Consider the following 15520-nt stretch of genomic DNA (forward strand, 5'->3'; position numbering starts at 1 on the left):
GACCCCCGCAGCGTGTTCGAGCGGGCGTGACTACGATGAAGCCTCCGCGCCTCGCAGCGCACACCCATCCTGCCGACCTCTAGCAAGCAATCGCTCCAGCAGGGAAGGCCTGACGTATCCTCATGGGGAACAACATGTCGTTCATCGGCCGTGACATGGCTGTCGACCTCGGGACCGCCAACACGCTGGTGTACGTCAGGGGCCGCGGGATCGTCCTCAACGAGCCATCCGTCGTCGCCATCAACACCAACACTGGCGGAATTCTCGCCGTGGGCGCCGAGGCGAAGAAGATGATCGGCCGCACCCCTGGCAACATCGTCGCTGTGCGTCCGCTCAAGGACGGCGTTATCGCCGACTTCGAGATCACCGAGCGGATGTTGCGGTACTTCATCCTGAAAATTCATAAGCGCCGCTATCTCGCCCGGCCCCGAGTGGTCGTCTGTGTGCCTTCCGGTATCACCGGAGTCGAGCGCCGTGCCGTCATCGAGGCGTCCACCCAGGCGGGCGCCCGTCAGGTGCACATCATCGAGGAGCCCATGGCAGCGGCCATCGGTTCCGGCCTTCCCGTCCACGAGGCCACCGGCAACATGGTCGTGGACATTGGCGGCGGCACCACCGAGGTCGCCGTCATCTCGCTGGGCGGCATCGTCACCGCGCAGTCCATCCGGGTGGCGGGCGATGAGCTGGACAACGCGATCATCCAGCACATCAAGAAGGAGTACAGCCTGCTGCTCGGCGAGCGGACCGCCGAGAACATCAAGATCACCATCGGCTCCGCGGCCGAGAGCGACGAAGAGGAACACACCGAGATCCGCGGCCGTGACCTCGTCAGCGGCCTCCCCAAGACCGTCGTGATCTCCGCCGCCGAGGTCCGCAAGGCCATGGAGGAGCCGGTCAATTCGATCGTCGACGCGGTCAAGACCACCCTCGACAAGTGCCCCCCGGAGCTCTCCGGCGACGTGATGGACCGCGGCATCGTGCTCACCGGCGGCGGTGCGCTGCTGCGCGGCCTGGATGAGCGGCTGCGCCAGGAGACCGGGATGCCGATCCACATCGCCGAGGACCCGCTGGACTCCGTCGCGCTCGGGTCCGGCAAGTGCGTGGAGGAGTTCGAGGCGCTCCAGCAGGTGCTGGACGCCCAGCCCCGCAGATGACAATCCGGCGAACCGGCCGTGCGGGTGGTTGGCTGCCCGTGCGGCGGAACGCTGATATACAGGCATAAGGCTCCCCAGGACCGGCCGGTCACCACATCACCGGCACCGGCACCGGTCCGACTTCGACGAGGAAGGCACGTCGCCGCACGTGAGGGACACACGAGAGAGCCGGCTGCTCCTGGTGCTGCTGGTCGCCATCGCGTTCGCGCTGATCACGGTGGATATCCGCGGCGGCGAGGACTCACCCCTCGACGGCGCCCGTCAGGCCGCCGCTTCCGTCTTCGGGCCTGTGGAGGACGGCGTCGCGTCCGCCGTCGACCCGGTCGGCAACGCCGTCGCGGCCGTACGGGAATCCGGTGACCGGCACGACCGGGTCCGCCGCCTGGAGGAAGAGAACACCAAGCTCAAGCAAAAGCTCGGCAACGACTCCCGCAACCGCGCCCGCTCGGCCGAGCTCGACAAGCTGCTCAAGACCGCGGGCGCCGGCCAATACGGCATCAAGGGCGCCCAGGTCATCGGCATCGGCGCCGCCCAGGGCTTCTCCTGGACCGTCACCCTCGACATCGGCAGCAACGACGGCATCCGCCGCGACATGACCGTCATCAACGGCGACGGGCTGGTCGGCCGGGTCACCACCGTCGGCTCCTCGACGGCGACCGTGCTGCTCGCCACCGACCCGGACTTCACCGTCGGCACCCGTATGGAGGGGTCGGGCGAGCTCGGCTTCGCCACCGGGCGCGGCGACCGCTCGCTCCATGTGCAGCTCCTCAACGGCAAGGCCCGGATCAAGCCGGGCGACCGGATGGTCACCTTCGGCTCCCAGGCGGACAAGCCCTTCGTCCCCGGAGTCCCGGTCGGCAAGGTCGTGCGCGTCGACCCCACCGGAGGGGATCTCACCCGCACGCTTCAAGTGCGCCCGTACGTGCGGTTCAGCAAGCTGGACATCGTCGGGGTCGTCGTCCAGCCGCCGCGCGGCAACCCGCGTGACACCGTGCTGCCGCCCAAGCCCGCGAAGCCCAAGCCGACGCCCACGGTCACCGTCACGGCCAACCCCTCCGCCACCGCCACGAGCCCGGCCGCCAACAGGAGCTGACCGATGCTGCACCTCAACCGGATCGTCCTGTCGACCTGCCTGGTGGTCTTCGCCCTCGTCGTCCAGATCTGTGTGCTGGCCCGGCTCCAACTGCCCGGCGCCGTCCCTGACCTGCTGCTCCTCGTCGTGCTCGGTCTCGCGCTCGTCTACGGCCACACCGGCGGTGCGCTCATCGGCTTCGCCGCGGGCCTGCTCGCCGACCTCGCCCCGCCCGCCGACCACGCCGCCGGCCGCTATGCCCTGGTGCTGTGCGTCATCGGCTATCTGGCGGGGCTCGCCAAGCCGGAGTCCGGCCAGCTCAGGTCGGCCACCGGGCCGATGCTGGTGGTCGTGGCGGCGGCCATCGGCGCCACGCTGCTGTATGCCGGGGTCGGCATCCTCGTCGGCGACGACGCGGCCCGTCAGGTGGGCCTGGGCAAGCTGCTGTTCACCGCGGCCCTCTACGACCTGCTGCTGGCACCCTTCACGGTGCCGCTGATCATGGGGCTGGCCAGACGGAGTGAGAACGATCCGATGGCCGACAGCGCGGGCGGCGGCGGTGAGAGCCCGTCCCGCTGGATCAGCACGGCGGGCGGCGTCAGCACCGGCCGGGTCGGCCGGATGAGCCGGCTCAAGCGTCCGGGCCGGGCGGCCCGGATCGGCAGCCAGCGCGGCGGGCTGCTGGCCCGCACCGGGAAGAACAGGACGGCACGCATCAAGGGGGTCAAGCGCCTGTGAGCACGGCCCTCCCGTCGCCCGCCGCCCTCCTCTCTGCCGTCCTCTCGTCGCCCACCACCGCCCTCAGGGGATGCCATGAGTAATATCCCCGAGACCGGACGGACCCCCCGGGTCACCATCCGGCTCGTCGGCCTCCAGATCCTGGTCTTCTCGCTGCTGCTGACCCTCGGCGGGCGCCTGTGGTACCTGCAGATCCGCAACGGCGACGAGTACACCGCCGAAGCCGCCAACAACCACGTCCAGCAGGTCGTCCACCCCGCCGTGCGCGGCTCCATACTGGACGCCCGCGGTGTGCCGCTCGCCGACAACGAGACCCGTCTGGTCGTCTCCGCCAGCCGCACCGAGCTGATGAAGATGCCGGACGACGGCAAGGCCGCCCTCACCCGTCTGGCCGATGTCCTGGGCATGAAGGCCAAGGACGTCATGGACAAGGTCCGGCTGTGCGACGCCAAGACCCCGCAGCCCTGCTGGAACGGTTCCCCGTACCAGCCCATCCCGATCACGGACGAGGCCAGCGCCAAGCAGGCGCTGCAGATCCGCGAGCGCGAAGAGGACTTCCCCGGCATCAGCGCCGAGCCCACCGCTGTGCGCCGCTATGCCGCTCCCGCCGGTTCCAACGCCGCCCAGGTGCTCGGCTATCTCTCCCCGGTCACCGATGAGCAGGTGAAGGAGGCCGAGCACACCAAGTCGCCCCTGCTCCGCTCGGACCAGGTCGGCAGCAACGGCCTCGAGCGCCAGTACGACAGCGAGCTGCGCGGCAAGGCCGGGGTGACCCGTTACGAGGTCGACAACCTCGGCCGTGTCATCGGTCAGCGGGAGAGTCAGAAGGCGCGTCCCGGCGACAACGTCGTCACCAGCATCGACTCGCGTGTCCAATCGGTCGCGGAGAAGGAGCTGGAGCAGGCGATGCGGGACGCCCGCAAGCAGCACGACCGGAACACCGGCACCAACTACAAGGCGGACTCGGGCGCGGTCGTGGTCATGGAGGCCAAGACCGGCCGGGTGGTGGCCATGGCGTCCAACCCGTCGTACGACCCCAACGCCTGGGTCGGCGGCATCTCCGGCAAGGACTACAAGCAGCTCACCGGCAAGAAGTCCAACTACCCGCTGCTCAACCGGGCGATCCAGGGACAGGCGGCCCCCGGCTCGATCTTCAAGGTCGTCCCGACGACCGCCGCGATCAACGCCGGCTACTCCTTCAACGGGCCGTATCCCTGCACCAGCTCGTTCAACATCGGCAGCCAGGTCTTCAAGAACTTCGAGTCCGAGAACTACGGCGGGATCAGCCTCGGCCGGGCACTGGAGGTCTCCTGCGACACCGTCTTCTACCACCTCGCCTACGAGCAGTGGAAGAAGGACGGCGGCAACAAGCCCAAGAAGAAGCCGGGGGACTGGTTCTACCGGACGGCCCACCAGTTCGGCCTCGGTAAGGAGACCGGCATCGACCTCCCCAACGAGGTCACCGGCCGGGTCCCGGACCGCCAGTGGAAGAAGGACTACTGGAAGGCCAACAAGGACGTCTGGTGCAAGACCGGCAAGAAGGACGGGAGTTACGGCCAGCGGATCGCCTACGAGAACTGCCTCGAGGGCATGAAGATGCGCGCCGGTGACTCCGTGAACTACTCCATCGGCCAGGGCGACACCCTCGTCACCCCGATCCAGATGGCCACCATCTACTCGGCCATCAGCAACGGCGGAACGCTCTACAACCCGACCGTCGGCAAGGCGATCGTCAGCCCCGACGGCAAGGACGTCCAGGAGATCAAGCCGGAGTCGCACGGCAAGCTGCCGATGAAGGGCCAGACCCGCGACAAGATCGACAGCGCGCTCGCGGGCGTCGCCACCCGGGGCACCGCCGCCTGGCGGTTCCAGGGCTGGCCGCAGAACAAGATCCCGATGCACGCCAAGACCGGTACCGCGGAGGTCTACGGCAAGCAGACCACCTCGTGGTTCGCGACGTACACCAAGGACTACTCGATCGTCATGACGATCTCCCAGGGCGGTACCGGCTCCGGGGCCTCCGGTCCGGCGGTGCGCAAGATCTACAACGCGCTGTACGGGGTCGACGCCAAGGGCGGCATCGACAAGAAGAAGGCGCTGCTGCCCCAGCCGCAGGCCAACCTGCCGAAGATCTCCTCGGACGGCTCCATCGAGCCCCAGCCCCTGGGCAAGCAGTTCGAGGCGGCTTCCCGTGAGCGGCGGCGGGGAGGGGATTCGTGAGCGACGCGCGCGCGTCCGCCGGGCCGCAGACAACGACGAAAGCCGCACCTCTGCGCCGCGCGGGCGGAGAAGCGAACGGGAGGCAGAGGTGAGCGCGTCCACGCACGGATACTCCGTCCGCCGCTTCACCCCGGAGCGCGGCACCTGGAGCAAGCTCATGGCGCGCGACTCCGTCGTGCGCCGCCTCGACTGGGTGCTGCTGCTCACCGCGCTGGCCCTGTCCGCGATCGGCGGGGCGCTCGTCTACTCCGCCACCCGCAACCGCACCGAGCTGAACGGGGGCGACCCGTACTACTTCCTGGTCCGGCACGCCCTGAACACCGGCATCGGGCTGGTGCTCGCCATCGGCACCGTCTGGCTGGGCCATCGCACCCTGCGCGGCGCGGTCCCGGTCCTCTACGGCCTGTCCGTCGTCCTCGTCCTCGCCGTGCTCACCCCGCTGGGCTCGACGATCAACGGGGCGCACGCGTGGATCGTGGTCGGCGGCGGATTCTCCCTGCAGCCGGGCGAATTCGCCAAGATCACGATCATCCTGGGCATGGCGATGCTGCTGGCCGCGCGCGTGGACGCGGGTGACCGGCTCAACCCCGACCACCGGACCGTCGTCCAGTCGCTCGGCCTGGCCGCACTGCCCATCGCGATCGTGCTGCTGATGCCGGACCTCGGCTCGGTGATGGTCATGGCGGTGATCGTGCTCGCCGTGCTGCTCGCCTCCGGCGCGTCCAACCGCTGGATCGCCGGGCTGATCCTCACGGCCGTGCTCGGCGCGCTGCTCATCTGGCAGCTGCACGTCCTCGACCAGTACCAGATCGACCGCTTCGCCGCCTTCGCCAACCCCGCGCTCGACCCGGCCGGGGTCGGCTACAACACCAACCAGGCGCGGATCGCGATCGGCTCGGGCGGTCTCACCGGTAAGGGGCTCTTCCACGGCACCCAGACCACCGGTCAGTTCGTCCCCGAGCAGCAGACCGACTTCGTCTTCACGGTCGCGGGGGAGGAGCTCGGCTTTCTCGGCGCGGGCCTGATCATCGTGCTGCTGGGGGTCGTGCTGTGGCGCGCCTGCCGGATCGCACGCGACACCACGGAGCTGTACGGGACCGTCGTCGCGGCCGGGATCATCGCCTGGTTCGCCTTCCAGTCGTTCGAGAACATCGGGATGACGCTGGGCATCATGCCGGTGGCCGGTCTGCCGCTGCCGTTCGTCTCCTACGGCGGAACCTCGATGTTCGCCGTATGGATCGCGATCGGGCTGCTGCAGTCCATCCGAGTGCAGCGGCCCGTCTCCGCTTAGGGCTGATTGGCCCGAGTTCGGGTACGTGACATCACATGGTGGACACGAAGCAGGAGATAGAGCGCAAGTACGAGGCCACCGCCGAAGAAGCCGGTCCGTCCGGGCGGCCCGACCTGCCGGGTCTTCCCGAACTGACCGGGGCGGGGCCGGTCGCGACCGTGGTGAGCCGAGGTGTCGCGACCCTCGAGGCCACCTATTACGACACCCCCGGACGAAGGCTGCTCGCCGACGGCATCACCTTCCGCCACCGCACCGGCGGCGCCGACGAGGGCTGGCATCTGAAGCTGCCCGTCGGCCCGGACACCCGCGAGGAGCTGCAGGCGCCGCTCGGCGTCGAGGTGCCCGCAGAGATGGTCGCGCTGCTGCGCTCGCGGGTCCGCCACGATCCGCTGCGCCCGCTCGCCCATCTGCACACCGAGCGGGACCGTAAGGATCTGGTGGACGCCGACGGCATCGTGCTCGCCGAGGTGTCCGTCGACCGCGTCACGGCCCGGCGGCTGGCGCCCGAGGAGAGCGAGCCGGTGCGGTGGACCGAGGTCGAGGTCGAGCTCGCCGAGGGCCGGGGCCACGATCAGCGGCTGCTCGACGCGGTCGAGGGGCGGCTGCGTGACGGCGGTCTGCACCGCGCCGACACCCCCTCCAAGCTCGCCAAGGCCCTGGCCGAGACGGAGAAGGTCGCGGTCGCGGTCGAGACCGGCGGAGACGGGCCCGGCCGGTCCGCCAAGCCCGGGAAGCCCGCGAAGAGCGCCCGCCAGGTCGAGCAGGCCGCGTCGGCGGTCCGGCAGCCGCTCGGCGCCGACGACGTCGTCCTGGATTACGTACGCCGTCAGATCGACGCCATGGTGCGGCTGGACCCCGCCGTGCGCAGGGACCTGCCGGACGCGGTGCACCGGATGCGGGTCGCCACCCGCCGGCTGCGCAGCGCCTTCCGCTCCTACCGCAAGGTCCTGGACCGTACGGTGACCGATCCGATCGGCGACGAGCTGAAGTGGCTGGCCGGTGAGCTCGGTGTGGAACGCGACCGTGAGGTGCTCACCGAGCGGCTCGAAGGCCGTCTCGCCGAGCTGCCGGACGACCTCCGGCTCGGCCCGGTGGGGAACCGGCTGGACCACTGGTCGCAGGGGCGCCGCGACGGCGCCCGCTCGGCCGTCCTGGGCGCGCTGGACAGCGAGCGCTATCTCGCGCTCCTGGACACCCTCGACGCCCTGGTGGCCGATCCGCCGCTGCGCCCCGCCGCCGCGAAGCCGGCCGCGCCGGTGGTCGTGGGGGCCGTGCTGCGCGACTACGAGCGGCTCGCCACCCGTATGGCCACCGCCCTGGAGACGCCCCCGGGGCCGGACCGCGACGTGGCCGTCCATCAGGCCCGTAAGGCCGCCAAGCGCGTCCGCTACGCCGCGGAGACGGCCCGGCCCGCGCTCGGCAAGCCCGCCAAGAAGTTCGCCCGCCGTATGCAGGCCGTACAGGACGTGCTCGGCGACCACCAGGACAGCGTCGTCGTGCGCGAGGCGCTGCGGGCGCTGGCCACCCAGGCCCACGGCGCGGGGGAGAGTGACTTCACCTTCGGCCTGCTGTACGGCAGGGAGGAGGCGCGGGCCGCCGCCCGCGAGCGTGAGCTGCCCGGCCTGTGGGCCGATGTCTCCCGTAAGAAGCACCGGGCGGCGCTGGAGGCGTAGATCCGTGGCGAGGGAGTCCGGCGCGGCAGGTACGCTAGAGGGTCATCCCTGTCAGCTTCACGAAAGTCCGCGATGTCTGTCGAGTCGGTCTTCCCACAGCTCGAGGCCCTGCTGCCGCATGTGCAGAAGCCCATCCAGTACGTAGGCGGTGAGCTCAATTCCACCGTCAAGGACTGGGACTCCTGCGACGTCCGCTGGTCGCTCATGTACCCGGACGCCTACGAGGTCGGTCTCCCCAACCAGGGCGTCATGATCCTTTATGAGGTCCTCAACGAGCGCGAGGGCGTGCTCGCCGAGCGCACCTACAGCGTGTGGCCGGACCTCGAGGAGCTGATGCGCGAGCACAAGGTGCCGCAGTTCACCGTGGATTCGCACCGCCCGGTGTCCGCGTTCGACTTCCTCGGCGTCTCCTTCTCCACCGAGTTGGGGTACACCAACCTCCTCACCGCGCTCGACCTCGCGGGCGTCCCCCTGGACGCCGCGGACCGCACCGAGGACCACCCCGTCGTGGTCGCGGGCGGCCACGCCGCGTTCAACCCGGAGCCGATCGCCGACTTCATCGACTGCGCGGTGATCGGCGACGGTGAGCAGGCCGTGCTCGACATGACCGCGATCCTCCGCGCCTGGAAGGCCGAGGGCCGCCCGGGCGGCCGCGATGAGCTGCTCTTCCGTCTCGCGCGTACCGGCAGCATCTACGTCCCGAAGTTCTACGACGTGGAGTACCTGGCCGACGGCCGGATCGCGCGCGTCGTGCCGAACCGCTCGGGCGTGCCGTGGCGGGTGTCCAAGCACACCGTCATGGACCTCGACGAGTGGCCCTACCCGAAGCAGCCGCTGGTGCCGCTGGCCGAGACCGTCCATGAGCGGATGTCGGTGGAGATCTTCCGCGGCTGCACCCGTGGCTGCCGCTTCTGCCAGGCGGGCATGATCACCCGCCCGGTGCGCGAGCGGTCGATCACCGGGATCGGCGAGATGGTCGACAAGGGGCTGAAGGCCACCGGTTTCGAGGAGGTCGGCCTGCTGTCGCTCTCCTCCGCCGACCACACCGAGATCGGCGACGTGGCCAAGGGCCTCGCCGACCGGTACGAGGCGGACAAGATCGGCCTGTCCCTCCCGTCGACCCGGGTGGACGCCTTCAACATCGACCTCGCCAACGAGCTGACCCGCAACGGGCGCCGCTCGGGCCTCACCTTCGCCCCCGAGGGCGGCAGTGAGCGCATCCGTAAGGTCATCAACAAGATGGTCTCCGAAGAGGACCTCATCCGTACGGTGGCCACCGCGTACGGCAACGGCTGGCGGCAGGTGAAGCTGTACTTCATGTGCGGTCTGCCCACCGAGACCGACGACGATGTGCTGCAGATCGCCGATATGGCGACCAAGGTCATCGCCAAGGGCCGCGAGGTGTCCGGCAAGAACGACATCCGCTGCACCGTCTCGATCGGCGGTTTCGTCCCCAAGCCGCACACCCCCTTCCAGTGGGCCCCGCAGCTGAGCGCCGAGGAGACCGACGCCCGGCTGGAGAAGCTGCGCGAAAAGATCCGCGGCGACAAGAAGTACGGCCGCTCGATCGGCTTCCGGTACCACGACGGCAAGCCCGGCATCGTCGAGGGTCTGCTCTCGCGCGGCGACCGCCGGGTGGGCGCGGTCATCCGCGCCGTCTACGAGGACGGCGGCCGCTTCGACGGCTGGCGTGAGCACTTCTCGTACGACCGGTGGATGGAGTGCGCCGAGCGGGCCCTGCCCCAGTTCGGCCTCGACCTCGACTGGTACACCACGCGCGAGCGCACCTACGAGGAGGTCCTGCCCTGGGACCACCTCGACTCGGGCCTCGACAAGGACTGGCTGTGGGAGGACTGGCAGGACTCGCTCGACGAGACCGAGGTCGAGGACTGCCGCTGGACCCCCTGCTTCGACTGCGGCGTCTGCCCGCAGATGCAGACCGAGATCCAGATCGGCCCCACCGGCCGGAAGCTGTTGCCGCTGTCGGTGAAGTAGCCGTCCGGCGGCCCTCCGTCACCGGGGTGCCCACAAAGTAGGCTGGAAGAGACCGGGGCTCTGCGGCCCTGGTGCTCGACCGCATAGAAGTACAAGGAGACAATCCCCTGGGCAAGCGACAGCCCGAAGGCCCGCCGCCCGCTCCCGCGGTGCAGCGCATCCGTTTGCGTTACACCAAGCGCGGCCGCCTCCGGTTCACCAGCCACCGCGACTTCCAGCGCGCCTTCGAGCGGGCGCTGCGCCGCGCCGAGGTGCCGATGGCCTACTCGGCGGGCTTCACCCCGCATCCGAAGGTGTCCTACGCCAATGCCGCACCCACCGGCACCGGCAGCGAGGCGGAGTACCTGGAGATCCAGCTGACCGAGGCGCGCGACCCCGAGAAGCTCCGGGCGCTGCTCAACGAGTCGCTGCCCGCGGGGCTCGATGTGATCGAGTCCGTGGAGGCCCGCACCTCGGGGCTCGCCGACCGGCTGCAGGCATCCGTATGGGAGATCCGGCTCGACCAGGTCGCCCAGGCGGATGCCGAGCGCGCCGCCGCCGCCTTCCTCGGGGCCGACATGGTCGAGGTGGAGCGCCGGACGAAAAACGGGTTGCGAACCTTCGACGCCCGTGCGGCGGTGGCCCGGCTGGAGGTGCTTCCGCCTCGGGCCGATAGGCCCGGAGACGCTGGCTGTGCGATACTGCGGCTGGTGGTACGGCATCTGACACCTGCCGTGCGACCCGACGACGTCCTGTCCGGTCTCCGCGCTACGGCCGACCTGGCGCCGCCGGTCCCCGCAGCGGTGACCAGGCTGGCGCAGGGGCTGCTCGATGAGGAGTCCGGCACGGTGACCGACCCGCTCGCGCCCGATCGCGAGGCAGTTCAGGCCGCCCCAACCACGGCCGCCGAGCTGACCGCCGCGATGGCGCCGGGAGGTTCCGCGTAGGGCCGCCGTCGATGCGCCGCCGATGCACTTGGGAGCCACCCGGGTCCGGCTGGCGCACTGACCAGGAGACTTTCGCCGGTCCCGACACATTCGGTCCCGGTGAGCGAGACGACAGCTCCCGTGCGGCGACCGCGCCCCGGGCGGCGGCACACGCGCACAGTGCGCGGGTGGCCGGCCGGAGGCAGGCGCGGCGCCCGGGAGCGTGACGGGAGAAACGCCCGCATGCTCGAACCAATTGAGCCGACCCAACCTGTCCAGCCCCTTGAGCTGTCCGCGCCGCGTGCCGCGGCGCCCGGGGATCCCATCGAGAGCACGCCCAGCGACACCCTGCCGCCGCGCCGCCGCCGTGCGGCCTCCCGCCCGGCCGGCCCGCCGGTCGGCGGAGTGAGCGGCGCCGAGGTCACCGCGCCCTCATCGCCGGCCATACCGGCTGATCAGATCGTTGCCATCGCCGCGTCCGAGGCCGCTTCCGAGCCCGTCGCCGCTGGTGCCGCCGTGATCACCGCGAGCGGATCCGCATCCGGGTCCGACCCCGAATCCGCCGTTCCGCCCGCCCGTACGCGGCGTCGGGTGGCGCGCAAGGCGACGGCTCCGGCGGGTTCGCCGGAGGCCGCGGAGACCGTGGTGACGGCCGATGCCGGCCGTGGCGGGGAGGAGCCCCAGGCCGCCGCCGAGCCCGTGGCGGAAGCCGCCCCCGAGGCCGCTCCGCCCGCCCGTACGCGTCGTCGTGCGACCCGTAAGGCGACCGCTCCGGCGGGTGCGCCCGCGGAGGCGGAGACCGTGGCGCCGGAGCAGGCCGTGGCGCCGGAGCAGGCCGAGGAGCCCGCTGCGGCTCCGGAGGCCGAGGCGGAGACCGCGCCCGCGGCCCCTGCCCGTACGCGCCGTCGTGCGAGCCGTAAGGCCACGGCCCCCGCGGGCCCGCCGCAGGCGGAGGCCGCCGACGCGGACGCGTCGTCTGCGGCGGCCGCTGGTGGCGGTGGTGACGAGGCCACGGCCCCAGCCGCAGTCGCAGCCGATGCCCCGGCCGATGAGGCCCCGGCCGACGAGGCCCCGCGTACCCGTGCGCGTCGTCGTGCGAGCCGTAAGGCGACCGCTCCGGCGGGTGCGCCCGCGGAGGCGGAGGTCGTGGAGCCGACGGAGCCGGAGGAGGCCGCGGAGGCCGAGGCCGAGGCGGAGACCGTGCCCCCGGCACCCGCCCGTACCCGTCGCCGTGCGAGCCGTAAGGCCACCGCCCCCGCCGGAACGCCCGCGGAGGCCGAGGCCGCCGAGGAGCCCGCCGCCGAGCAGCGGGGCGAGAGCGCCGAGGAGCCCGCCGGTGCGCAGGCCGAGGAGGCGCCGCGTAGCCGCGCCCGCCGCCGCGCCACCCGAGGCACCGCCGCCGAGGAGCCGAGCAGCGCTCCGGAGCCGCAGACCGCCGAGGCCGAGGCCGAGGCCCCGGCCGCCGAGGCCGAGTCGGAGCCCGCGCCCCGTTCGCGGCGCCGGGCGGTCCGCCCGCCGACGGCCGTGTTCCAGGCGCCGGTCTTCACCGAGCCGGTCTTCCAGACGCCGGAGAGCGCCGCCGCCGAGGCCGCCGCCGCGCTGGAGGAGCCCGAGGAGGAGGAAGAGGAGCAGCCGACGGCCGAGGAAGCCACCGAGGTCGTCGAGCCCGAGGCGCCCACCGGCCGCCGTCGGCGCCGCCGCCGTGGCGGTGAGCCCGCCGAGGAGCAGCCGGAGGCCGAGGAGACCGAGGCCGTCGAGGCCGAGTCCGGTCAGCCCGAGGGCGAGCACGGCGATGAGGAGCAGGGCGACCGTCCGGCCCGTCGCCGCCGCCGGGGCGGACGTCGTCGCCGCCGGGGTGAGGCCGCCGAGGGCGAGGGCGCCGAGGGGCGCTCCGAGACCGGTGAGCGGTACGAGGACGAGTCGGCCGCCGAGGGCGAGAGCGCCGAGGAGCAGGGCGAGGGCCGGGACGAGGCGGACGCCGAGGCAGGTGAGCACGGCGGCGGCAGCGCCAGCAGCCGTCGTCGCCGTCGGCGCCGCCGTCGCAGCGGCGACGCGGTCGAGGCGGAGGCGGGCGGTGATGACCCGGAGCGTACGGTCGTCAAGGTCCGCGAGCCCCGGGAGCCCCGTGAGCGGCGCGGCAAGGAATCCGAGTCCAGCGCCGACGAGGTGCAGTCGATCAAGGGATCGACGCGTCTCGAGGCCAAGAAGCAGCGCCGTCGCGAGGGCCGCGAGCAGGGCCGCCGCCGTGTTCCGATCATCACCGAGGCCGAGTTCCTGGCCCGCCGAGAGGCGGTCGAGCGGGTCATGGTCGTCCGGGAGAACGGCGACCGTACCCAGATCGGCGTGCTGGAGGACAACGTCCTCGTCGAGCACTTCGTGAACAAGGAGCAGGCGACCAGCTACGTCGGCAACGTCTACCTGGGCAAGGTCCAGAACGTGCTGCCGTCGATGGAGGCCGCCTTCGTCGACATCGGCAAGGGCCGCAACGCCGTGCTGTACGCGGGCGAGGTGAACTTCGAGGCGCTGGGGCTCTCCAACGGGCCGCGCCGCATCGAGACCGCCCTGAAGTCCGGCCAGTCCGTCCTGGTGCAGGTCACCAAGGACCCGATCGGCCACAAGGGCGCCCGGCTGACCAGCCAGGTCTCCCTCCCGGGCCGCTATCTGGTCTATGTGCCCGAGGGCTCGATGACCGGCATCAGCCGCAAGCTGCCCGACACCGAGCGGGCGCGGCTGAAGCAGATCCTCAAGAAGATCGTCCCCGAGGACGCGGGCGTGATCGTCCGCACCGCCGCCGAGGGGGCGAGCGAGGAGGAGCTGTCCCGCGACGTCGCCCGGCTGCAGGCGCAGTGGGAAGAGATCAAGAAGAAGTCGAAGAGCGGTAACGCCCCGTCGCTGCTCTACGGCGAGCCCGACATGACCGTCCGGGTCGTCCGCGACATCTTCAACGAGGACTTCTCCAAGGTCATCGTCAGCGGTGACGACGCCTGGGAGACCATCCACGGCTATGTCTCGCATGTGGCGCCCGACCTCGCGGACCGGCTCCAGAAGTGGACCTCGGACGTCGACGTCTTCGCCACCTACCGGATCGACGAGCAGCTGATGAAGGCGCTGGACCGCAAGGTCTGGCTGCCCAGCGGCGGCTCGCTGGTGATCGACCGGACCGAGGCGATGGTCGTCATCGATGTCAACACCGGCAAGTTCACCGGCCAGGGCGGCAACCTGGAGGAGACGGTCACCAGGAACAACCTGGAGGCGGCCGAGGAGATCGTGCGCCAGCTGCGGCTGCGCGACCTCGGCGGCATCATCGTGATCGACTTCATCGACATGGTGCTGGAGTCCAACCGCGATCTGGTGCTGCGCAGGCTGCTGGAGTGTCTGGGCCGGGACCGTACGAAGCACCAGGTGGCGGAGGTCACCTCGCTCGGTCTGGTCCAGATGACCCGTAAGCGGGTCGGCCAGGGGCTGCTGGAGTCCTTCTCCGAGTCCTGTGTGCACTGCAACGGCCGCGGCGTGATCGTCCACATGGACCAGGCGTCGGCCGCCGGCGGCGGTGGCGGCAAGCGCAAGAAGAAGAAGTCGGCCGGTGGCGCCCAGCAGCCGGCCGAGCAGGAGCAGGCCGCCGTTGCCGGGGCCGAGCCCGAGGACGTCACCGAGGCGGCGGCCGAGATCGCGGCGGAGGCCACTCAGCCGAAACCGGAGCCCGAGCCGGTCTTCGCGGCCGACGAGGAGCTGTACAGCAGCGCCGCGGAGGCCGAGGCCGCAGCGACCCGTGGGCGTACGCGCCGCCGTGCCACCCGTAAGGCGTCCGCCCCGGCGGGCGCGCCGAAGGCCGCCAAGGAGTCGGAGGGCTCGGTGGTCGTGGTGGCCGACGAGCCGAGGGAGGCGCCCAAGGCGGGGCCGGAGGCGGTCGCCGAGGCCCCCGCTGCCGCTCCCGTCGAGGAGCCGGAGTCCGCGGCCCCGCTGGAGGCCGTTCCCGCGCCGCGTACGCGTCGTCGGGCGACCCGTAAGGTGACCGCCCCCGCGGGCTCGCCGACGGGCTCCGAGGAGGCGGCCGTGGTGGTCGTGAGCGCGTCTTCGGCGGAGTCGGAGCCCGAGCCGAAGGCGGAGGCGGCGCCCGAGGGCGAGGCCGAGTCCGAGGCGCCGGCGAAGAAGACCGCCCGTAAGGCCGCCAAGAAGGCCCCCGCCAAGAAGACGGCGGCCAAGAAGACCGCCGAGAAGAAGACGGCGGCGAAGAAGACCGCGGCCAAGAAGACCACGGCGAAGAAGACGACCGCCAAGAAGTCGGCGACGAAGAAGACCGCGGCGGCGGAGCAGCAGACTCCGCAGTCGGTCTCGGCCGCCGCCGACGACTGACCCGGCCGTACGGCCGACCGGGGGCACCCTGCCACGTGGCAGGGTGCCCCTCCGGGCTCTGGTAGCCTTAATCTTCGGCGTCTATACGCCAAACCCCTGAGCACATCCCTTCCGCTTCG

At 71.3% G+C, this 15520-nt stretch carries 9 protein-coding genes; all 9 read left to right on the forward strand.

Annotated elements, in window-relative coordinates:
* The first annotated feature begins 134 nt into the window (after window positions 1-134).
* The 9 genes from J5X86_RS08975 (at window position 135) to J5X86_RS09015 (ending at window position 15401) form a co-directional block, all read left to right on the forward strand.
* Window positions 135-1154, forward strand: coding sequence for a rod shape-determining protein (locus J5X86_RS08975; protein ID WP_014060693.1), 1020 nt, complete (start codon window positions 135-137; stop codon window positions 1152-1154).
* A gap of 148 nt (window positions 1155-1302) precedes the next feature.
* Entirely contained in the window at window positions 1303-2247 is a 945-nt protein-coding gene (gene mreC, locus J5X86_RS08980; protein ID WP_208516230.1) for a rod shape-determining protein MreC, read from the forward strand.
* A gap of 6 nt (window positions 2248-2253) precedes the next feature.
* Window positions 2254-2964 (forward strand): rod shape-determining protein MreD, encoded by a 711-nt coding sequence (gene mreD / locus J5X86_RS08985; RefSeq protein WP_043241082.1) that lies wholly within the window; start codon window positions 2254-2256, stop codon window positions 2962-2964.
* A 75-nt stretch (window positions 2965-3039) separates the two neighbouring features.
* Window positions 3040-5184, forward strand: a complete 2145-nt coding sequence (gene mrdA, locus J5X86_RS08990; protein WP_208516231.1) for a penicillin-binding protein 2 — start codon at window positions 3040-3042, stop codon at window positions 5182-5184.
* A 157-nt stretch (window positions 5185-5341) separates the two neighbouring features.
* Window positions 5342-6475, forward strand: a complete 1134-nt coding sequence (gene rodA / locus J5X86_RS08995) for a rod shape-determining protein RodA (protein WP_243980026.1) — start codon at window positions 5342-5344, stop codon at window positions 6473-6475.
* A 35-nt stretch (window positions 6476-6510) separates the two neighbouring features.
* Window positions 6511-8148, forward strand: coding sequence for a CYTH and CHAD domain-containing protein (locus J5X86_RS09000; RefSeq protein ID WP_208516233.1), 1638 nt, complete (start codon window positions 6511-6513; stop codon window positions 8146-8148).
* A 72-nt stretch (window positions 8149-8220) separates the two neighbouring features.
* Window positions 8221-10143, forward strand: coding sequence for a TIGR03960 family B12-binding radical SAM protein (locus J5X86_RS09005; protein WP_208516234.1), 1923 nt, complete (start codon window positions 8221-8223; stop codon window positions 10141-10143).
* 149 nt (window positions 10144-10292) lie between these two features.
* Complete coding sequence (locus tag J5X86_RS09010; protein WP_208516235.1) at window positions 10293-11069, forward strand: TIGR03936 family radical SAM-associated protein; 777 nt, start codon at window positions 10293-10295, stop codon at window positions 11067-11069.
* Between the two features lie 222 nt (window positions 11070-11291).
* The gene (locus tag J5X86_RS09015) at window positions 11292-15401 is read left to right on the forward strand and encodes an Rne/Rng family ribonuclease (protein ID WP_243979927.1); all 4110 of its coding nucleotides are present in this window, start codon (window positions 11292-11294) and stop codon (window positions 15399-15401) included.
* The last annotated feature ends 119 nt before the right edge of the window (window positions 15402-15520 follow it).

It is taken from the genome of Streptomyces sp. NEAU-YJ-81, assembly GCF_017592595.1.
Lineage (GTDB): Bacteria > Actinomycetota > Actinomycetes > Streptomycetales > Streptomycetaceae > Streptomyces > Streptomyces hygroscopicus_B.

Bases quoted from the DNA above. Each gene is read 5' to 3' on its own strand.
- J5X86_RS08975 (WP_014060693.1), top strand. From the start codon at position 135: ATGTCGTTCATCGGCCGTGACATGGCTGTCGACCTCGGGACCGCCAAC.
- mrdA (WP_208516231.1), top strand. From the start codon at position 3,040: ATGAGTAATATCCCCGAGACCGGACGGACCCCCCGGGTCACCATCCGG.
- rodA (WP_243980026.1), top strand. From the start codon at position 5,342: ATGGCGCGCGACTCCGTCGTGCGCCGCCTCGACTGGGTGCTGCTGCTC.
- J5X86_RS09000 (WP_208516233.1), top strand. From the start codon at position 6,511: ATGGTGGACACGAAGCAGGAGATAGAGCGCAAGTACGAGGCCACCGCC.
- J5X86_RS09005 (WP_208516234.1), top strand. From the start codon at position 8,221: ATGTCTGTCGAGTCGGTCTTCCCACAGCTCGAGGCCCTGCTGCCGCAT.
- J5X86_RS09015 (WP_243979927.1), top strand. From the start codon at position 11,292: ATGCTCGAACCAATTGAGCCGACCCAACCTGTCCAGCCCCTTGAGCTG.